Raw genomic sequence first — 20,587 nt, forward strand, 5'->3', positions numbered from 1 at the left:
CTCGTTCATAATTGGCGGGCTTGTAATATTAGTTTTCTGGAAAATATTATTAAAAGATATTTACTATAAGATCTGTAGGTCTATAAGAGGCAAAGAGACAGAGGCTGAAATTGTTTATTACTTAGATTCTTTTATTAAAGTTCAATATCAACCGCTATTTTTTATGCAGTTGCGTCTCAACATCGATGGAAATGAAATTCTCACGGAGAAATTTAAAGTTATCATGAGAAAAAGTGATACTGCAAAATATGCTGTTGGAAAAAGCGTAAAAATCAAATACGACCCTAAAAATATTGAAAATGTCATAATACTAAATGTAATTGAAGATCTATAAATAACTCATGTCTAAAACTTTAGTGACTATTCATCATTTAAAATTTCAAGTTATCAAGCCGTGCTGATAAGTTGAATGAAGCTTTATGCAAGCTATTGCATAAAGCTTCGTTACTATTAATTATAAGTGATTGAATATTATATGGAATTTAGGAGTCAATAGATTGAGCTTTATCTGGTAAGGCTCGCCAAACAAAGACAGAGAGAATTAAAAACATCACACCTGAAATAGTGAGCACTTTACTATGTGAATGAATAAAAGCGTCTGAAGCTGCTTGTTTAAGCTCTTGCATCAACGTTGGGTCCAAATGTCGAAGCAGTGAGATTGCCTCACCTATTGAAGAGCTTGCTTCAGTAAGCATGTTTGAAGGTAGGGTATCTGGTAAAACAATGGATTGTGCATAGAATAGTGAAAGTAACAATCCAAAAATAGCAACTCCCAAACCAGCCCCGAGCTCATAAGCCATACCCTCAATTGCTCCAGCTGCGGTTGCTTTCTCAGGGGAAACGGCTGACATAATGGCTGCTGTAGAAGACAATAATGCAATTTCAACACTGATACCCATCAACACCATCCATACCCAAGCTTGAATATAATGTGTACCAAAATCGGTCATGGCTAAACCAAAAAAACATACAGCACACATCAACATGCCTACTGTCGCTACAGGACGCAAACCGTAATGATTCATCAGAACACTGGTGAAAGGCCCGCCAATACTGATAGCAATCATAAACGGTAAAATAAAGAGACCCGCTTCAAGCGGTGTATAGCCATACACAAACTGTAATTCTTGAGAAAGCAATAATTCAAAACCTACCAGTGCAATCATGGCGACCATTGCCATCACAATACTGGTTGAGATGACAGGATTCTTAAATAAGCTAAAGTCAATCATCGGTTGAACTGCACGGAGTTGATGCCGAACGAAGCCTACAAATAAGCATAATCCAACAGCAAAAACCAACACTATCCAAAAATTAAAAGCGTAGATCGAGGTTTTAATCGAATAGATCAGCATTAAAATCGCGATCACTAAGATCAGTGCTTGTAACAGGTTCAAAGGCTGTTTGGTTTGAACTGCTTGTTTAGGGACCAGCCATATTGTCAATATGAGTACAAGAATAATAATAGGAACATTAATGAAGAATACCGCACCCCATGAAAAGTGTTCCAATATAAAGCCACCTAAAAGTGGACCAAAAGCAGCACCACCACCGCTAACGGTTCCCCAAACTCCTAAAGCATAATTTCGCTGTTTTTCATCTAAGAAGGTGTTTCGAACACCAGCCAAAGTTGCCGGTAAAATCATGGCTGCCCCGACACCTAAAAAGGCTCTGGCTGCAATCAACATATAAGCTGAATTGGCAAAAGCGGCCATCAATGAAGCCACACCAAAAATACTTGCGCCAATTAACATCAGGCGCTTAAAGCCAATGCGATCTCCCAACGCGCCCATTGGAAGAATTAGCCCAGCCATAATCAGCGAATAAATATCAATGACCCATAACATTTCATTGGCTGACAAAGAGAGGGTTGAACTCAATGTCGGGATTGCAACGTGGAGTACTGTTGCATCAATTGAAACAGGTAAATAAATGAGTACGATGATTGCCAAAATCACCCATTTGCGGGACATAAAACACCTAATTAAAGTTGGACACTTGTTCAAGTCTGCTTATTATATCCATACTTGAACAAGTGTCCAACTTTGTTTAATATCTGTTTTGTAAAATCTGTTGAATACTAATGCAATGAACTATTTAAACCGTGAACAGCGTCGTACGATGATTTTAGATGCAGCAAAACGCGTGGCACTACTAGAAGGTCTTAATGGTTTAACTGTGCGTAGGATTGCCGCTGAAGCCCAAGTTTCGACTGGACAGGTGCATCATCATTTTCAATCAAGCTCACACTTGAAAGCTGAAGTATTTATTGAGTTGATGAATCAGCTGGATCAAGTGGAAGATCAAATCACAACCAATAGTAGTCTTGAACGCCTATTTTTATTGCTAGGTATTGAAAATATTGAACTAACACAACCTTATTTACGTTTATGGAATGAGGCTGAGATTTTAATTGATCAGGATCAGGAAATTAAAAAAGCTTATAACGTAACAATGGAACAATGGCATAATTCTTTAGTGGCTACCATTGATCAGGGGATTACTCAGCAAGAATTTAAAGTTCCTACAGCAAGTTCAAGTCAAGACATTGCATGGCGTTTGATTGCTTTTGTTTGCGGTTTAGAGGGGATCTATCAACTCGGCTTAAAGGGCCTAGATCAGCATTCTTTTAAGCACCATGTTGAAATAGTACTTAAAATGGAACTGTTTCAATACCAGTAAGTTCCAGCGCGATGTTTAATTGTTTAAGACATTCGGTCTTCGTACACCATGAGCTTTTGTTTAATCAACATTAGTCCAGCACGTGGGAGAATCTGTACCTCGTGCTTTGTCGAGAGAGTCATACCTGCTAAATCATCTAATTCTTATCTCTATTTTTAGTATCGAGCTCTAAGATAGTTTGAAAATAAAAAGTCACGGGACGTTCAGTGGTGACTTACTGTTGCTCAAATTCGGTGAACTGCTGGATACTTTAAAGTGCAGCATGAATTAATAAATTTTTTCTACAAAGCATTCATTTCAAATGTAACCATATAAGTATTTAAATAAGCGATTTTTATAGTAAAAGTAATTGATTTTAAATAATTTATATGTAAAAGACTTTAAGCAGTTTGGATCGCCTAGCTATATAGAGATGTCGTAAAATGCTAAGTGAATGTCGCCTTATGTAAAGTGTTGCTCTATTGAGTATTGTAGTTTTGATGTGTGATTAATCACTGAATAAAAATATAGCATGGATAGAAAAATGACGTCGAATAAAGCAATACGATTCTATGGATCGGGTGTTCCTGAAGTAATGCGTTACGAAGATATAGAAGTAGGAAAGCCAGCCGCAGGGCAAGTTCTTCTACGTCATGTGGCAGTAGGGCTAAATTATGCTGACACTTATTTCCGTGACGGTACATACCAAATTCCACTGCCAAATGGCATGGGCGTAGAGGCTTCTGGTGTGATTGAGGCCGTAGGTGAGGGTGTTACCGACTTTCAAGTGGGCGACCGTGTCACTTATACCGGCTTTTTAAATACCTTGGGTGCTTACAGCACATCACGATTAATTGACGCAAATGTTCTGATCAAACTTCCTGAAGGTATCTCATGTGAAACTGCAGCTGCCATGACCATGCGTGGTTTGACGTCTGCCTATCTCATGCGTCGTATTTATGATTTTAAAAAGGGTGACACGATTTTATTACATGCCGCGGCAGGTGGTGTGGGCTTAATCGTTTCACAGTGGGCGAAGTTGCTGGGTTTAACCGTGATTGGTACAACGTCATCTGACGAAAAAGCGGCGATTGCAAAAGCTTATGGTTGTGACCATGTCATTAACTATAGCCATGAAAATGTAGCAGAGCGTGTGCGCGAATTAACGAATGGCATCGGTGTCAATGTGGTCTTTGATAGTGTGGGTAAAGATACCTTTATGTTGTCATTAGATTCATTAAAGCGTCGCGGTTTAATGGTATGCGTGGGTACTGCATCAGGGCCGATTCCAGATTTTAATCCAGTGCTGCTTGCTATGAAAGGCTCGCTTTATATCACGCGCCCTGCACTGGCAGATTACATTGCTGACCCTGCTGAAAAGCAAGCTTTGGCCAATGAGCTGTTTGACCATGTCGCAAGTGGTCGAATCAAAATTGAAATTAATCAACGTTATGAACTTAAAGATGCCGTGCAAGCACATCGTGATTTAGAGGCACGTAAAACAACGGGTTCATCTATTTTCGTTATTTAAGTTTGTTATTAGAAAGGATTTCTTATGCAAATTGAACAATTAAGCTGCAATATTGGTGCAGAGCTCAGCGGCATAAATTTGGCAGATGCGATTCACGATCAAGATTTATTTAGTGAAATTCGCTCTAACCTTCTTAAGCATCGAGTGTTGTTTTTTCGAGATCAAGATTTAACTCGTGCTGAACATGTGGCATTTGCAGAGCGTTTTGGGCAATTGGAAGATCATCCAGCTGTCGGTAGTCATCCAGATCATCCGGGTTTGGTGCAAATTTATAAAAGCCCAGATAGTCCGATCGATCGTTATGAAAATGCGTGGCATAGCGATGCCAGCTGGCGTGAAATTCCGCCAATGGGTTGTGTATTACGTTGTGTAGAAGCACCACAGGTCGGTGGAGACACCATGTGGACCAATATGATTTTGGCTTATGAAAACTTACCTGAAGAGATCAAAGCTAAAATTGATGGTTTGCGTGCACGTCATAGTATCGAAGCGAGCTTTGGTGCAGCAATGCCAATTGAAAAGCGTTTAGCATTGAAAGCGCAGTTCCCCGATGCCGAACATCCAGTGGTACGGACTCACCCAGAAACAGGCGAAAAAATCCTGTATGTGAATGCATTTACCACGCATTTTACCAACTACCACACCAAAGAGCGCGTTCGTTTTGGGCAAGATGCCAATCCAGGCGCAGCAGATTTACTACGCTACCTCATTTCACAAGCTTCAATTCCAGAATACCAAGTTCGTTGGCGCTGGAAGCCAAACAGTATTGCCATTTGGGATAACCGTAGCACACAGCATTATGCTGTGATGGACTATCCTGCATGCCACCGAAAAATGGAACGTGCGGGCATTATTGGCGACCAGACTTACTAAGTCTGAACATTAAAATACTTAACTAAATTCACAATTTGAACACTAATAAAGGGAGATGCACATGCAATTCTTTGACGATTCTTTGCACCCAGAAAACATGGATAAAGTGGTGATTACGGTTGCGCCTTACGGCCCAGAGTGGATGCCAGAAGATTTTCCAGAAGACATCCCTGTTACGATGGACGAGCAAATTCAAAAAGCAGTGGAGTGCTATGAAGCAGGGGCAACCGTACTTCACTTGCATGTACGTGAGCTGGATGGCAAAGGCTCAAAGCGCTTATCTAAGTTCAATGAGCTAATCGCAGGCGTGCGTGAAGCGGTACCTGACATGATTATTCAGGTCGGTGGCTCAATTTCATTTGCACCTGAAAGCGAAGGTGAAGCTGCGCTTTGGCTCAGTGATGATACCCGTCATATGTTGGCAGAACTGACCCCGAAACCTGATCAGGTTACGGTTGCAGTGAACACCACGCAAATGAATATTATGGAGCTGTTGTACCCAGAGTACTTAAAAGGCACGTCACTTGAGCATCCTGCAATTCAAGAAGCTTATGCAGAAATGACTGTACCTGCGGGACCTGCATGGTTGACCGAACACTTAAAGCGTCTGACTCAAAATGGGATTCAGCCACACTTTCAGCTAACTGGTATGCATGGTCTTGAAACCTTAGAACGTATGGTGCGTAAAGGCTTATACATGGGGCCATTGAACCTGACATGGATTGGCATTGGTGGTGGTTTTGATGGTCCAAATCCATTTAACTTCTTTAACTTTATTCACCGTGTTCCAGACGGCTGCACCTTAACCTCAGAGTCATTACTGAAAAATGTACTGCCGTTCAACACCATGTCTATGGCAATGGGCTTGCATGCACGTGTGGGGAATGAAGATACGATTATTGATCACCGTGGACAGCGTTTTAGTTCTGTGCAGCAAATTCAACAAACTGTTCGGATTGCCCATGAATTGGGTCGTGAAGTGGCGACTGGTAAAGAAGCGCGTGAGATCTACCGCATTGGTGTGCAGTACAACAGTATTGAAGAAACCTTGCTGGCCAATGGTATGGCACCGAACCGTAAAGCAGGTCAAAAAGGTGTTCCGCAACGTATTCATGAAGTTGCATCTGAGCAAAACTCATATGAAATGAATCGTAAAGTCGGTTAACAAGTCACGATTAAAACAAGTAAATGAACATAAGCCGAGTCAAATGGAATGTTGACTCGGACTTAGTTAAAAAGATGATTGTGCTGCGGATCAAGTGCAATTTTTATGAAGAATGAGAATTAGAACGTATAAGAAACACAAGGAGGTCGTATGGGCGCGCATCAATATGCCAGTTCTACAGATGGTTTAGATACATCGATTGATGTACCACGTAAGTATGCGTGGTTGGTTTTTGCTTTAACTTTTGGCTTGCTCATTTCTGACTATATGTCACGCCAAGTGCTCAATGCGGTCTTTCCTTTGATCAAAAGTGAATGGACGCTCAGCGATAGTCAGCTGGGTTTACTCAGTGGCATTGTGGCTTTAATGGTCGGCTTATTGACGTTGCCTTTATCCATTTTGGCAGATCGATTTGGCAAGGTGAAAAGCTTAACACTCATGGCCGTGCTTTGGAGTTTGGCCACTTTAGGTTGCTCTGTCGCGGAAAACTATGAACAAATGTTCATAGCGCGTTTTATGGTCGGTGTGGGTGAAGCAGCGTATGGCAGTGTTGGTATTGCTGTCGTGGTTGCGGTTTTCCCTCGCGATATGCGTGCTACTTTAGCCAGTGCTTTTATGGCGGGTGGCGTGTTCGGCTCATTTCTAGGCATGGCGCTGGGTGGTGTGATGGCCGAGCATTTCGGTTGGCGCTGGGCATTTGCAGGCATGGCCGTATTTGGGCTGATTCTGGCCTTTTTATATCCAGTCATTGTGAAAGAAACAAAAATTGGCAAGACTTGCCGCCAACTTCGCGCAGAACAAAAACACGATAAATTGACCAACCCATTACGTTCTATTTATTCCAGCCGCTCAGTCATTGCGACTTATATTGGCAGTGGTTTGCAGTTGTTTGTGGGTGGCACGGTGATCGTTTGGTTCCCGAGTTATCTCAACCGTTACTACGGTATGAGCACCGATAAAGCTGGGTTAATTGCAGCCATTATCGTACTCAGTAGCGCAGTGGGCACCATTCTCTGCGGTATGTTATGTGACCGCTTAGGTCGAGATCGTCCCGTTCGCAAAGTAACTTTAGCCATCGCATTTTGCTTGATCGGCTGTGTGTTGTTATCCATTGCATTTGCAATGCCTGCGGGTAATGCACAGTTACTCATGATCTGCCTTGGGATGTTCATTGCACTTGGCACCAATGGTCCATCGAGCGCCATGGTCGCAAACCTCACACATAACTCGGTTCATAGTACCGCTTTTGCGACATTAACCTTAGCCAACAATTTCCTAGGTCTAGCTTTGGGGCCTTTAGTGGTCGGCAAAGTTTCAGATCTGATTGGACTACATAGTGCATTTCAACTGATGCCGCTGATGAGCATTGCAGCTGCGGCGGTATTTTTCTACGCAAAACAACATTATGTACGCGATGTTGCCCGTTTTAATGCGCAGGCAATACCGCTAAATATTCAACACAACCCAGCATTAGATACGGATGATAAGTGATGACTCGTGAAATCAATATTGAAGTTTTTTTTGATTTTATTTGCCCGTGGTGCATGATCGGGAAACGTCAGTTACAGGTCGCAATAGAAAAATTACGATATAGCCATCCCGACGTCATTGTGAAACATCAGTGGAAGGGGGTGCAGCTTTTGCCACATATTCCTGTGGATGGCATTCCTTTTAATGCATTTTACTTACAAAGACTGGGCAGTATGACTGCTGTCCGCATGCGCCAAGCACAAGTTCGTGAGGCGGCTAAAGCGGTTTCAATTGATCTCGACTTTGACCGTATTCCACGTATGCCAAATACAGCCAAAGCACATAGTTTTTATGCAAATGCAAACAAAATATGTGATGCAGCCCAGAGTGATCGACTGCTCGAAGGGCTATATTCAGCCTATTTTCATCATTCAGAAAATATTAGTGACACTGAGGTGTTGCGTAAAATTGCCACGTATTGCGGTTTTTCTGAAGAGCTGATTGATGCACTTTTACAGAAACCGCATATGCCATTTTTTAATGGTGATACGGGAGGGAAAGGCGTGCCGTATTTTGTTTTTGATCGTAGCTTTGCCATGGTCGGTGTCCGTCCTGCGGATGAACTTTATCAAGCCATGCTCGATGCTCTGGTCGAACGGAGAGAAATAGCATGACTACACATTTTGAAGTCCCTCAAACCAAAGTCCCTGCTTTAGGTGAACGCTGCTTCTTGCAAGTTGGTGATAAGACATTGGCTTTGTTTAACGTTGCGCATCAGCTATATGCGATTGATGATAGTTGCCCGCACCAAGGTGCATCCTTATGTGGTGGCAAGTTAGAAGGAAAAGTCATCCAATGTTGTGCGCACGGGCTGCGTTTTGACTTAGCCAGTGGCTACCTACTCAATTCCACGAAACTCCGTGTTGCGTCTTATCCTGTACAGAAGGTTGGTGATCAGGTGTTGATCATGCTAGATAGTGGAGAACAACATGAATAGTTCAAGCCAATTCAGCCTCAGTTATGCAGATAATATTCGTCAAAAAGTCCAAGCCTTGGCACCTGGTTTTAGTATCAGCTTGGTGGCAGCAGCAGCAGCAAGTTTTTTATCGGAACACTATGGTGCTCCTGTTATGCTGTTTGCCTTATTACTGGGTATGGGGCTGAGTTTTTTGTCGGTTGAAGGCCGTTGTAAAGCAGGCATTGAGTTCACCGCACGAACGGTGATGCGTATCGGCATTGCACTGCTCGGAATGCGGATCACTTTAGCGCAAATCACCGCATTGGGTTGGCAACCTATTGCACTCGTGATTACCTTAATTATTGTCACGATTTCAGTTTCAATTATCGTTGCAAAGTTAATAGGCTTTCAAAAACTGTTTGGTATGTTGACAGGCGGTGCAACGGCCATTTGTGGTGCTTCAGCAGCACTGGCTTTATCGGTTGCTTTACCGAACCATCCACAAAAAGAAAAGGCGACATTATTTACGGTGATTGGCGTTTCAGCGCTGTCGACCATAGCCATGATTGTGTATCCGATGATTGCAGAATGGATGGCTTTGTCACCAACCGAAGCAGGGGTATTCTTGGGCGCAACCATTCATGATGTTGCTCAGGTGGTCGGTGCGGGCTATAGCATGTCGACTGAAACTGGTGATACCGCAACGGTGGTCAAACTCATGCGCGTGGCGATGTTATTGCCTGTGATTATTTGCGCAGCCATGATTACACGTATGCAAGGCGTAGAGTCTACGGGGCCACGTCCGCCATTATTGCCATGGTTTGCTGTTGGATTTTTAATTTTGGCCTGTGTAAACAGTACAGGCTGGGTGCCTGTGGTGGTTCAAGGTGGTATGAATGAGCTATCGCGCTGGTGTTTGATTATTTCCATCAGTGCGTTGGGCATGAAAACACAGTTTAAAGAACTTGCTACGGTTGGTATCAAACCGATCTTATTGATGGTAGGCGAGAGTATTTTCCTTGTGGTCTTGGTACTTTTACTGATGCATTGGATGTTCTAATGATGTTACAACATTGAGCTACTCAGTAACTTATTTGCCAGTCAGTGATTGAAGCGCACTGATTGGCAAAATGCTATGTATTACACGGACTTTTAAATGATTAAAGCTGATTCATTCAAATAAAATGAATCAGCTTTATTTTGAAGTAGATCTATTTCACGCGATTATTAATGAGTAGCGGTCTTATGGTCATTTCTCCAAGCTAGGGGTGAAACGCCAAACTGACCAATAAACCAACGGGTGAAAGAACTTGGCATAGAATAGCCCAAAATGTCTGAGACTTGTCCCAAAGAGTAGTTCATATTTTGCAGATAGCGGAAGACCAAAGCCCGACGCACATCGTTGGTTAAAATACTAAAACTGGTTTGAGACGCCTCTAATCTGCGCTGTAAGGTCCGGACATTGATTCCATGTAAATGTGCCACTTGATCTATCGTGGCACGTCCCATAGGTAAAAGGAGATAAATACTTTTTCGAATATCGAAAATAATGGAGGATTCATTTTCATTTTGCAGCAAATCAATATCAAGATAGCGCTTCGCATGATCTGCCATGGCGGTGTTGGCTTGTGGGTTGGCTTTATCTAGCTCTGCTACAGTACAAACAATGCCATTAAATTCGCTACCGAACTCTAAAGAACAACCAAAAACTCGTTGGTGAATAGCCAAGTTTTGTGGTGCACTATGGGTGAAATGTACACCCAGAGGACGCCACTTTTGTGAAAGTAACATGGCACAAAAACGATGAGTCACACCCAAAGCCAATTCGATGGCTTGGCGGCTGTATTCGGTTGATGCGCCAACAACTTCCAAATGAATAATCACCGTATTCCCAGCTTCTTCAATATACATCTCAAGCGCATTGTTAATAAAGTTTCTATACATAACAATGGTTTGTAGTGCATCTCGCAAAGTGTGCTGATAACTTAACAGTAGACTCAATTCACCAAAGTCGGCAATTTGGCGTTGTTCCGCCATAAGCAGTCCGAATACTTCGCAGCCGCTTATTTCAGCAGATTGTTCTAACAGCGCGATGGCTTTGTCGACAGGGATACGTTGTTTCGGGTCATTGAGCTGCGCAGGATTAAGTCCTGCATTAGAAAGCAAATAATAAGGATTGAAATTGAATTGTTGGCTAACATTCAAATAATTTTTGAGTACAGCCGTATGGGCAAGTGGAATCACTTTAAGCTCCCTATTTTTACTTCAGTCGTCCTGACTGAACTTATTTTAAGCAATATCCAGTACTATAAAAGTATCAGTTTCTGTACTTAAGTTGTGCGGATTTTTGATTAAAATAGCCTTTATTTTATCAAGAAACTGTTCAGATTTAAAAATGACTAATTCCTATACCGAATAAGAATTAGCCTTTAAATAAAATGCGATAGCTAGAGTCTCAAACGAGAGCATTTTCAGAGATTGATTTGGGTGGGCAAAATGACCTGCCTGAGATGATCAAAATCTGAATGCGATGTTTCATTTGAGAGGTTCAGTATTTTCTACCACTTAGAAACGATAGCCAACCCCGACATAAGTCACTAATGGGTCGAGATCAATCTTGGTGGTGGACTTAATTAATTGTCGGCCTGTAGAGGTGTCGGTGACAGTCACAGTTGCGACGTTATTAAAGTTAGGCATATAGCTGAGTGAACCTGTACTAAACCAACGGTCGGTAAAGTCATAAGTAAAACCTGCGGTCAGCACAGGTGCAAAGGCATCACTGGTTTTGACCTTCACCTCAGGAGTAGCCGTAGAGCTACCTTTGCCGCCATGTAGTGCTTCACCAGCGCGGTCATTCAAAATATTATCAATCATGTAGCCCGCTTGGATGAGATCTTCTTCGACACCACCGTTGAGCTTTAATTTATTGAAATGTCCATACACCACACCCGCGCCTACAAATGGGCGGAACTTATTTTTACCCGAAGTGCCGAAGTGGTATTTTGCAGTTACTGCTGGTGTCCACGCAGTCACTTCAGCCACCGTGCCATGCGCACCAAGGTCTGTAATTAAAGTGTCTTTGAGCAGTTCTAAACCATCAAAATAGGTAGGTGGTGTATGTGCAGGTAGGTGAGATGAATTCGACGTAGATAAAGCCGTTGCGCGAATTTCACCCACACCTTTGACATCGACTTTAGGAGGAATACCACCCACCAACTCTAAAGAGACATTGTCATTAACAAAATAGCTTAAAGTTAGACCTAGTGTGTCAGTATCATCAATTTCCATTCCACCGTCGGCAGTATAGTCCGAAATGCCCGTGATATCAGCTCTGGCACCATTCATAAAATTGTCAGGTACTTTATAATTTGGATCTTTCTGACTATTTCGGACAAAGGCATCAAACATGATTTTGCCCATGCCTGTCAGCTCTTTGCTGTTGATTGCATATTTGCCCAGATCGGCTCCATATAAAGATCCAACACCATAACTACCGCCTTCTTCAACTGCGGTTGTGACATGGGTGGAGTTCGCCTTCCCCTGAGGCATAACATGCATCCAACCTGCACTGACTGCCCAGCGTTTAAAGTTTGTAGAATCCGCATAAGCAAAATTTACTGACAATAGGCATGCAAAAGGCACGACTATTTTACAGATTTGACTCATTTTAATTTCCTTTTCATTTGCTATTTTTTTTATGGTTTCAGCGGATCCTTTCTGAAACGCAAGCGTATTATTGAGTCAGTTATTTTTTTAAGCAATCGGCAAAATTTGAAGAAAAACATGAAATGTGTTGCATAAATTAAACTACATAATTCACTAATTTTATTAAAATCAAATATTTAAATTGTTTATAGAGTGCATTCTAAAATGTTATAGATTTGATGATTTGTCATCAAATGAAAAGCGAATGTCGTCCTATGTATATCGAATTGGCGACCATCCCTCTATGTTGGATACAACAATGCGCCGCATTGATTAAAAAGCAGCAGGCTTAAATAGGTGTATCCATGGAAAAAATATTTACACAGGCAACGGTCCTCATTATTCCGGGTTTGCGTGATCACGTTGCTGCACATTGGCAAACATTACTTGAGTCGAAACTCGTAAAAGTTCGTGCTGTCCCGCCAGCAGAAACAGACAAGTTGAATTGCGCAAACCGCGTCGTACGCATTGAAGCCGAGCTAAAAAAAATCGAAGGGCCGGTTATTTTGGTGGCGCATAGCGCAGGTGTGTTGATGACTGTACATTGGGCTGCGTTGCATCAGCATGATATTCAAGGGGCGTTGCTTGTTACACCACCAGACTTGGCGGAAAGCTGGCCTGAGCATTATCCAAGTCCTGAGATTCTTAAAAATGAAGGCTGGAGTCCATTACCGAATCAAAAACTGCCATTTCCAAGCATCGTGGTGGCGAGTACCAACGACCATTTAGCACAATATCAAGCCGTTGAGGCAATGGCAGAGACATGGGGCAGTCAGTTGGTCAATGCTGGTGCTGTAGGTCATTTGAACCCAGCAGCAGGTTTTGGCGATTGGCCTCAGGCGGAACAATTGATCTTGCAGTTGGATGCTTTGTCTATTGAGCAAGTTTCATAATCGAGAGACAGACTTCACCTTTGAGTTTCAATCTCGAAAACTCAATCCATGCAAATGACCTAAAGACTAATTTGCATGACCAAAAGACAAATTTGAACATTTTAAAACAGTTAATTTAAATCCCGAGCCAAAGGATGGCTTTACAGAATAAATAGAGATATGGAGAGAAGATGTTGAATTTAGTGAAACGTTATTTGTGGCATATGAAGGTGTAATCGCCAGTAATTTTTAGCGTTTGTATGGAAATAAAACACAGTATTTAAAAATAAATCATATCGATATGGAGATGATATGGTCGGTCAATTTGTGTCTTTAAACAGACAAAATCATCATATTTCATTGATGAAAAAAACGGTTCTTTGTTTAAGCCTTGCTTTGGTGATCTCGGAAGTTTCAGCAGCGAGTTTTGATCTCAATGAGGAATGGAAGCTTGAAACCAAAACCGTTCTTAGCTTTGGGACAAACTGGAGTACCCAAGAGGCGTCTAGTTCACTGGTCTATAAACCTGATGCAAACCATATTGGAAAAGAAGGCCATAGCATTGATATCAATGGTGATGACGGTCGCGTGAACTTTAATGAAGGCGATGTGATTTCACAAGTGGTGAAAGGTTTTAGCGAGCTGAATTTAAAAGGAAAGCAGCAGGGTGCAGTGGTCAGTGCGAAATATTGGTATGACCATGCTTATGAAACAGGTGAAGGCGATTTAAAAGCCTTTGATGATTCAGCGTGGCCTCGACTGGCGAAATTTAAGGGCATCGACTTGTGGGATGCCTATGTTTGGAAAAATTTTGCTTTAGATAATGGGCAAAGTGCCAATATTAAACTGGGCAAACATACCTTGCAGTGGGGTAAATCACAATTCTTCCAAAATGGGCTCAATAGTGTCAGCGCTTTTGATTATGCTGCAATGAATCGTCCCGGTGGTGATGCACGAGAGCGTGTGATTCCAACTGAAATGTTTTCCTTTGAAGCAGGAATCAATGAACATTTGAAATTTGAAGGTTTCTATCAGTTTAAGTTTAGACCGTCTGTGGTGGATGGCTGTGGGACATTCTTTGCCATTTCAGACTTTGTGCCAGAAAACTGCGGCCCGATCGTCATTACTGTGATGCCAGGCGATAAACTTACCGACACGGCTTTAGATTCCAAATCTTATATTCCGCGTAGTGAAAGTCGTTATGCCAAAGACAGCGGACAGTATGGTTTTTCCTTAAAGCAAACGTTGCCCAAGTTGAACAATGCTGAGCTTGGGCTATATTTTGCAAATTATCACAATCGAACTGCGAATTTTGACGGGACAGCCGTAACTGCGGTAGGACCTGCAAACTTTAGTACTGCACAGTTTTTCTCGATCTATCCTGAAGACATCAAAATGTATGGACTTAGCTTGGCAGGCAAAGTCGGTACGACCTCTGTGTTTAGTGAGTTAACCCATAAACCCAACCAGCCTTTGCAGTTTAATGGGACAGATATTGTCTATGCACAAGTCTTAGACAAAAATACGCCACTAACAGATGCAGGAACATCGGCAGATTTTGGGCAATATTTACAAGGTTATGCCCGTGCACCCGTGACCCAGTTTTCACTCGGTGCAGGGAATAGCCTAGCAAATGTCCTTGGAGCCAATACCTTTACTTGGGCTGCCGAATTGGCGGTGAATCACATCGGTGAGATTGGCAACAACCGTTTTGGTCGTGTCGGTGCTTTTGGACGTAGTGAGTTATCATCAGGTGCTTATGATCCAGAAACCAAAGCAAACCAATGTACGCCTTATGGAACAGCACATCTGTCCAATGATGAAATTGACCGTTTAAATGAACGCTTCTGTAATACCGAAGGCTTTTTTACAGAATGGTCATACGGATACCGTTTACGCGGTGCTTTAGTCTATAAAGATTTGCTGCCTGCAACTGTCATTACCCCGAGTGTGTTGTTCCGTCATGATGTCGATGGTTTTAGCCAAAATTTTCAGGAAGGTCAAATGAGTGTTGCCGCAGCGGTGTCTGCCACATACCGCCAACGATATACCGCAGAAATGGCTTATACCAGTTTCTTTGGTTCAAATGATTTCAGTACCATCGATGACCGAGATTTTGCCTCACTCGCATTCAAAGTGAATTTTTAAAAAGAGCTAGGATATTTGTCTGCAAGTGAAGATTCGGCTCATCTGAATCATGGTCTAAACAGACCATGATTCGTTGCATTTGAACTGGGCTGAAGTGCAATCCAAATTTTGAAAGCATATTCGAAGTATTAAATATTCAAAATGAATAGGCATATCAGGCAGTCATGTGCTGAATATATCGACATATATAGAGGGAACTATGCACAGTATCGATTTAACACGACAACCACAGTCTAATCCCATCGGTATTTTGAACCTGATTGCCAACTATTTAGAAGAACATAGTTTTGATGCACGTACTGTATTTGAACATTTTGGGATTCAGCGCGAAGACTTAAAAAACAATTTATTGCCGATTTCTCTGCAAACACAGGGCAGTATTTTTCAAGCCGTTGAAGCACTAACAGGCTGTGATCATTTGGGTTTAGTCATTGGAAAAAAAGCACAATTTTCAAATATTGGGCCATTACGTTTTCTGGTGTTGAATGCCGCGACCATGCGGGATGCCATGCAGAGCCTCTTTCAATACGGCAGTATGTGGTACAGAGGGCAAAAGTTAGATTTGAAAGAGGATGATGGTTATGCACGGATTTGCATGCATATCGATGGTGACATTCCCGGAAAAGAGCAATATCAAACTGCTTATTTGGTTGCGATGGTGTCTATTATCGAGCTGATTTTGGGTAAATCTTGGCGTCCAGCCTTGGTGCGCATTTCTTATCCGAAGCCTAAGTGTGCGCATCTGTACGAAAAAGCATTTGGCTGTCCTGTGTGGTTTAGTCAGTCACAGCACGAAATTTTATTTCCGCAGGAACAACTCGATCAAAAAAGAGCAGGGCATGATCATCAGCTAGATCAATTCTTGCGTCAGCATTTATCTGAACTGCAAAGCCATGATCGTGTCGACATGATTGGTCAGATTTGTAAAATTATTGAGGAATTATTGCCGCACCGAAGTTGTAATGTCGAACGTGTGGCTGAATATTTTTCGATTCACCGTTTTACTTTGTACCGTTATTTAAATAAACATCAGACCAGTTTTGAAGCCTTGCTTGAAGCGACACGCAAGAAAATTGCTGCGGAGTTACTTAAAAACAAAAAACTCATGATTATTGAAGTGGCCAATCAAGTGGGGTATGACGACCAAGCCAATTTCACCCGCGCATTTAAGCGTTGGTATGGCATTACCCCTGGACGTTGGAGACGGATGAATCTGCATGCTTAAAGTGTGCAGATTAAGCTTCATTCTTATTTCTTAAAATATGCTTTCGGCATTTGATGGGTGCTTAAAATCATTCAATCTGTCCACATTTGCACTATCTTCTTAAATTTCTCATAAGACGTCTTTTCTTGAATTCTCTAGAGTGTAGCTCTATTCCTGCTTGACCTTACGCAACGTGTTTTTCATTCAAGCTTTAAAAAATTATATGAAATCAGGTGCATGTCTCTCAGATTAGTTTTGAGTTAATTATCACTTTTTATAATATTGAATATTTGTATGAATAATTAATTAAAACAATAAATTAGAAGATTTAAGTTTTTTGTGTATAAGTGACCAAATGACTAAATAACGCAACCAAATGACAAAATGAAGATGGAAAAAGACAGTATTTTAAAAAACAAATGACCAAGACCGATGATATGCGGATCTTAAACAATAAGTCTAAAAAGATTTTAAAAAAGGAAGTTTCTGATGATTGGAAATATGATGTTTCAACCTTTGTTGATTAGCAGCCTGATTGAACATGCTGCTCGTTATCATGCAGATACAGCCATTATCTCTAAAAATACTGATGGGTCGATGCTGCATACAGACTGGGGACAAATTGCTAAAAACTCAAAGCGCTTTGCCAATGTGTTGCAGTCGTTTGGTTTTGCGGTCAGCGACCGTGTGGCCACTATTGCATGGAATAATCATCGTCACTTAGAAACATGGTACGGCATATCCGGCAGTGGACTGGTTTGCCATACCATTAACCCGCGACTTTTTCCTGAGCAGCTCAGTTATATTATCAATGATGCAAATGATAAGGCTTTGATTTTTGATAAAACATTTCTAAATCTAGTATTGTCAATTAAACTATCCATTCCCTATGTAGAGCATTTTATCTGCCTCGATGCTTATGATGAAGACATTCAAAAAGCCTTACCTGAAGTGCTGTTTTATGATGAGTTAATCGCACAGCAAAGTGAACATTTTGAGTGGCCTGAACTGGATGAAACTAAAGCCAGTTCACTGTGTTATACCTCGGGTACGACCGGGAATCCTAAAGGGGTTTTATATAGTCATCGTTCTACTATTTTGCATAGTTACGCAACCTGTTTACCCGATTCGTTTAATTTTTCAGCGCAAGATTGCATTTTGCCAGTTGTTCCTATGTTCCATGTCAATGCATGGGGGACACCGTATGCAGCGGCCATGGTCGGTTGTAGTATGGTGCTACCTGGGCCGATGTTAGATGGCGCAAGCTTGGTTCAGTTGATTGATCAATACAAAGTGACGACGGCTTTAGGTGTGCCGACCATTTGGCAAGGGCTGCTTACAGCAGCGAAGCAATCTGGCAGCAAACTCGCCAGCTTAAAACGCAATGTGGTCGGCGGTGCTGCTTGTCCACCGTCAATGCTTAAAACGTTTAAATATGATTTTCAGTGTGAAACCATTCATGCATGGGGCATGACAGAAACCAGTCCTTTGGGCGTGGTGAATCAACTCAAGGCTAAACATTTGCAGTTGGATGACTCGGCGCAATCGAGCTTACGTTACGCACAAGGCCGCCCACCGTTTGGGGTCAGCATTCGAATTTGTGAGGCTGAAAAGAGTAGTACCGAATTGGCTTCAGATGGAAAAACCACAGGACATTTACAAATTAAAGGGCACTGGATTGTAGAGTCTTATTTCGATCAATTTAGCAATGCACTTACCGCAGATGGTTGGTTTGACACGGGAGACATGGCAACCATTAACCAAGATGGCTATATGGTCATCAGTGACCGTTCTAAAGATTTGATCAAATCGGGCGGAGAGTGGATTTCCTCGGTTGAGCTGGAAAATATTGCCATCGCACATCCTGAAATTGACATGGTGGCAGTTATTGCCGCGACCCATCCAAAATGGGATGAAAGACCAGTCCTCATCGCGAAAAAGACCGCAGTCAGTCAGGTATCAGAAGCTGAAATTTTAAATTATTACACGGGCAAAATTGCAAAATGGCAAATCCCCGATCGCGTAGTTTTTGTGGATAGCATTCCTGTTGGTGGTACAGGCAAAGTCCTTAAAAAAGATTTACGAGCAAGTTATGGCTCAATTTTACTCGCAGTGGAATAAACAGCACTTCACATTCATTCATAACGCTTCAAGGAAAGGACGATGACAGAACAAAAATCTGCAGGCTTAAGATTTAGACAAGCACTGGAAGTGGAAAAACCATTACAAATTATCGGTACAGTCAATGCTTATGCAGCAATGATGGCGAAACAGGTGGGCTACAAGGCCATCTACCTTTCGGGTGCTGGTGTAGCCAACTACTCTTATGGATTGCCTGACTTAGGCATGACCAGTCTGGATAATGTTTTGGAAGATGTACGCCGGATTACCGAACGTGTAGACACCCCGTTACTGGTCGATATCGACACGGGTTGGGGTGGGGCATTTAACATTGCCCGCACTGTGAAACAAATGATTGCCGCAGGGGCAGCCGCAGTTCACATCGAAGACCAAGTGGCCCAAAAACGTTGTGGCCACCGCCCAAATAAAGAAATCGTCACCCAACAAGAAATGGTCGACCGCGTCAAAGCGGCTGTCGATGCCAAAACCGATGCAAACTTTGTGGTGATGGCACGTACCGATGCTCTACAAAAAGAAGGCCTACAAGCGGTGATTGACCGTGCCTGTGCTTGTGTAGAAGCCGGTGCTGATGCGATCTTTGCTGAAGCAATGACTGACATTACCATGTACAAAACCGTCTGTGATGCAGTTGGTGTCCCTGTACTAGCCAACATCACCGAATTTGGCGATACCCCATACTACACCAAAGAACAACTGGCAGAACAAGGCATCTCGATGGTGCTGTACCCACTGTCACCGACCCGTGCCATGCAAAAGGCAGCACTGGAAGTCATGCATGCCATTCGCAATGACGGTACCCAAGTCAACGTCCTCGACAAAATGCAACAGCGCAAAGAACTCTACGAATTTCTCGATTACCACACCTTTGAAAACACATTAGACAAGCTGTTTAAACAGGAGAATTAAAAATGGCTGAAGGAAAAGTCCTCACAGGCGCAGGATTGCGCGGACAAGTCGCAGGAAAGACAGCACTATCAACCGTAGGCAAAAGCGGGGCAGGTTTAACCTACCGTGGTTATGACGTCCAAGACCTCGCTGAAAACTGCCAGTTTGAAGAAGTGGCCTACCTGATCTTCTTTGGTGAACTACCCACAGCAGAACAGCTCACCGCTTACAAAGCTAAACTCAAATCACTGCGCCAACTGCCACAAGCACTCAAAGAAGTCCTTGAGCGTATCCCAGCAGATTCACACCCAATGGATGTGATGCGCACAGGCGTATCGATGCTGGGCAACCTAGAAACAGAACAATCCTTTGCCGAACAGCAAGATGTTGCAGACCGAATTCTCGCAACGCTTCCAGCAATCATTTGCTACTGGTACCGTTTTAGCCATGATGGCGTACGCATTGAAGAAAACACTGATGACGATTCAATCGGTGCTCAATTCCTACACCTGCTGCGTGGTGAAAAACCAAATGAACTGCATGAACAAGTGATGAACGTATCACTGATCCTCTATGCAGAGCATGAATTCAACGCATCGACTTTCACCGCACGTGTATGCGCATCAACCTTATCCGATATGCATTCATGCATCACCGGTGCAATTGGTTCACTGCGGGGTCCATTACACGGTGGAGCAAACGAAGCAGCGATGGAAATGATTGAAAACTGGACGTCCCCTGAAGAAGCTGAGCGAGAAATGCTGGGCAAATTGGAACGTAAAGAAAAGATCATGGGCTTTGGACATGCAATCTACAAAGACAATGACCCACGTAATGGCATCATCAAAATCTGGTCAGAGCGCTTAGCCAAAGATGTCGGTGACACGGTTCTTTATCCAGTATCAGTACGTTGTGAAGAAGTGATGTGGCGTGAGAAGAAATTATTCTGTAACGCAGACTTCTTCCATGCATC

Annotated in this window: 17 protein-coding genes; 14 read left to right on the forward strand and 3 right to left on the reverse strand. The window is 42.5% G+C overall.

The genetic code is table 11. The annotated features are described in order from the left end of the window. Window positions 1–482: 482 nt before the first annotated feature. Window positions 483–1,973: an MFS transporter gene (locus PTT44_RS07030; RefSeq protein ID WP_168159318.1), complete on the reverse strand. Its 1,491-nt coding sequence runs from the start codon at window positions 1,971–1,973 to the stop codon at window positions 483–485. Between the two features lie 115 nt (window positions 1,974–2,088). Here PTT44_RS07030 and PTT44_RS07035 point away from each other — a divergent pair, with 115 nt between their 5' ends. From PTT44_RS07035 to PTT44_RS07070, 8 genes are all read left to right on the forward strand, one after another. Further along, window positions 2,089–2,682: a TetR family transcriptional regulator gene (locus tag PTT44_RS07035; RefSeq protein WP_168159317.1), complete on the forward strand. Its 594-nt coding sequence runs from the start codon at window positions 2,089–2,091 to the stop codon at window positions 2,680–2,682. Window positions 2,683–3,205: 523 nt separating this feature from the next. Continuing rightward, window positions 3,206–4,192, forward strand: a complete 987-nt coding sequence (locus PTT44_RS07040) for a quinone oxidoreductase family protein (protein WP_168159316.1) — start codon at window positions 3,206–3,208, stop codon at window positions 4,190–4,192. Between the two features lie 24 nt (window positions 4,193–4,216). Further along, on the forward strand, window positions 4,217–5,065 hold the full coding sequence (locus PTT44_RS07045) for a TauD/TfdA dioxygenase family protein (protein WP_087014966.1): 849 nt from the start codon (window positions 4,217–4,219) through the stop codon (window positions 5,063–5,065). Between the two features lie 61 nt (window positions 5,066–5,126). Further along, window positions 5,127–6,230, forward strand: a complete 1,104-nt coding sequence (locus PTT44_RS07050) for a 3-keto-5-aminohexanoate cleavage protein (protein WP_168159315.1) — start codon at window positions 5,127–5,129, stop codon at window positions 6,228–6,230. Window positions 6,231–6,380: 150 nt separating this feature from the next. Beyond that, window positions 6,381–7,721 (forward strand): MFS transporter, encoded by a 1,341-nt coding sequence (locus tag PTT44_RS07055; RefSeq protein WP_168159314.1) that lies wholly within the window; start codon window positions 6,381–6,383, stop codon window positions 7,719–7,721. Then, window positions 7,721–8,374 carry a DsbA family oxidoreductase gene (locus PTT44_RS07060; protein ID WP_168159337.1) on the forward strand — a complete coding sequence of 218 codons (654 nt, stop codon included), beginning with the start codon at window positions 7,721–7,723 and terminating at the stop codon, window positions 8,372–8,374. Before PTT44_RS07055 ends, PTT44_RS07060 begins: the two co-directional genes overlap by 1 nt. Beyond that, window positions 8,371–8,697, forward strand: a complete 327-nt coding sequence (locus tag PTT44_RS07065) for a Rieske (2Fe-2S) protein (RefSeq protein WP_168159313.1) — start codon at window positions 8,371–8,373, stop codon at window positions 8,695–8,697. Before PTT44_RS07060 ends, PTT44_RS07065 begins: the two co-directional genes overlap by 4 nt. Continuing rightward, a complete protein-coding gene (locus tag PTT44_RS07070; protein WP_168159312.1) occupies window positions 8,690–9,718 on the forward strand; it encodes a YeiH family protein in 1,029 nt (342 codons plus the stop codon). Before PTT44_RS07065 ends, PTT44_RS07070 begins: the two co-directional genes overlap by 8 nt. A 167-nt stretch (window positions 9,719–9,885) precedes the next feature. Here the strand turns inward: PTT44_RS07070 and PTT44_RS07075 are convergent, their stop codons facing one another. Then, on the reverse strand, window positions 9,886–10,902 hold the full coding sequence (locus PTT44_RS07075) for an AraC family transcriptional regulator (RefSeq protein WP_168159311.1): 1,017 nt from the start codon (window positions 10,900–10,902) through the stop codon (window positions 9,886–9,888). A 321-nt stretch (window positions 10,903–11,223) separates the two neighbouring features. Next, window positions 11,224–12,324: an OmpW/AlkL family protein gene (locus tag PTT44_RS07080; RefSeq protein ID WP_168159310.1), complete on the reverse strand. Its 1,101-nt coding sequence runs from the start codon at window positions 12,322–12,324 to the stop codon at window positions 11,224–11,226. A gap of 344 nt (window positions 12,325–12,668) precedes the next feature. On the opposite strand from PTT44_RS07080, the gene PTT44_RS07085 reads away from it, so the two are divergent. The 6 genes from PTT44_RS07085 to PTT44_RS07110 form a co-directional block, all read left to right on the forward strand. Continuing rightward, window positions 12,669–13,256 carry an RBBP9/YdeN family alpha/beta hydrolase gene (locus PTT44_RS07085; RefSeq protein ID WP_168159309.1) on the forward strand — a complete coding sequence of 196 codons (588 nt, stop codon included), beginning with the start codon at window positions 12,669–12,671 and terminating at the stop codon, window positions 13,254–13,256. A gap of 291 nt (window positions 13,257–13,547) precedes the next feature. Beyond that, window positions 13,548–15,383, forward strand: coding sequence for a DUF1302 domain-containing protein (locus tag PTT44_RS07090; protein WP_168159308.1), 1,836 nt, complete (start codon window positions 13,548–13,550; stop codon window positions 15,381–15,383). A gap of 199 nt (window positions 15,384–15,582) precedes the next feature. After that, entirely contained in the window at window positions 15,583–16,608 is a 1,026-nt protein-coding gene (locus PTT44_RS07095) for an AraC family transcriptional regulator (protein WP_273795585.1), read from the forward strand. Between the two features lie 468 nt (window positions 16,609–17,076). After that, complete coding sequence (locus PTT44_RS07100) at window positions 17,077–18,708, forward strand: long-chain-fatty-acid--CoA ligase (RefSeq protein WP_168159306.1); 1,632 nt, start codon at window positions 17,077–17,079, stop codon at window positions 18,706–18,708. A 42-nt stretch (window positions 18,709–18,750) separates the two neighbouring features. Then, the gene (prpB, locus tag PTT44_RS07105; protein ID WP_062033198.1) at window positions 18,751–19,635 is read left to right on the forward strand and encodes a methylisocitrate lyase; all 885 of its coding nucleotides are present in this window, start codon (window positions 18,751–18,753) and stop codon (window positions 19,633–19,635) included. A gap of 2 nt (window positions 19,636–19,637) precedes the next feature. Beyond that, on the forward strand, window positions 19,638–20,587 hold a 950-nt coding region (locus PTT44_RS07110; protein WP_273795553.1), incomplete at its 3' end, for a citrate/2-methylcitrate synthase.

The organism is Acinetobacter sp. Gutcm_16, from assembly GCF_028649355.1.
Classification (GTDB): domain Bacteria; phylum Pseudomonadota; class Gammaproteobacteria; order Pseudomonadales; family Moraxellaceae; genus Acinetobacter; species Acinetobacter johnsonii.

Coding starts and splice junctions, on each gene's coding strand:
- PTT44_RS07085 (WP_168159309.1), top strand. CDS start 12,669: ATGGAAAAAATATTTACACAGGCAACGGTCCTCATTATTCCGGGTTTG.
- PTT44_RS07050 (WP_168159315.1), top strand. CDS start 5,127: ATGCAATTCTTTGACGATTCTTTGCACCCAGAAAACATGGATAAAGTG.
- PTT44_RS07035 (WP_168159317.1), top strand. CDS start 2,089: ATGAACTATTTAAACCGTGAACAGCGTCGTACGATGATTTTAGATGCA.
- PTT44_RS07055 (WP_168159314.1), top strand. CDS start 6,381: ATGGGCGCGCATCAATATGCCAGTTCTACAGATGGTTTAGATACATCG.
- PTT44_RS07040 (WP_168159316.1), top strand. CDS start 3,206: ATGACGTCGAATAAAGCAATACGATTCTATGGATCGGGTGTTCCTGAA.
- PTT44_RS07095 (WP_273795585.1), top strand. CDS start 15,583: ATGCACAGTATCGATTTAACACGACAACCACAGTCTAATCCCATCGGT.
- prpB (WP_062033198.1), top strand. CDS start 18,751: ATGACAGAACAAAAATCTGCAGGCTTAAGATTTAGACAAGCACTGGAA.
- PTT44_RS07045 (WP_087014966.1), top strand. CDS start 4,217: ATGCAAATTGAACAATTAAGCTGCAATATTGGTGCAGAGCTCAGCGGC.
- PTT44_RS07100 (WP_168159306.1), top strand. CDS start 17,077: ATGATTGGAAATATGATGTTTCAACCTTTGTTGATTAGCAGCCTGATT.
- PTT44_RS07060 (WP_168159337.1), top strand. CDS start 7,721: ATGACTCGTGAAATCAATATTGAAGTTTTTTTTGATTTTATTTGCCCG.
- PTT44_RS07080 (WP_168159310.1), bottom strand. CDS start 12,324: ATGAGTCAAATCTGTAAAATAGTCGTGCCTTTTGCATGCCTATTGTCA.
- PTT44_RS07065 (WP_168159313.1), top strand. CDS start 8,371: ATGACTACACATTTTGAAGTCCCTCAAACCAAAGTCCCTGCTTTAGGT.
- PTT44_RS07070 (WP_168159312.1), top strand. CDS start 8,690: ATGAATAGTTCAAGCCAATTCAGCCTCAGTTATGCAGATAATATTCGT.
- PTT44_RS07030 (WP_168159318.1), bottom strand. CDS start 1,973: ATGTCCCGCAAATGGGTGATTTTGGCAATCATCGTACTCATTTATTTA.
- PTT44_RS07090 (WP_168159308.1), top strand. CDS start 13,548: ATGGTCGGTCAATTTGTGTCTTTAAACAGACAAAATCATCATATTTCA.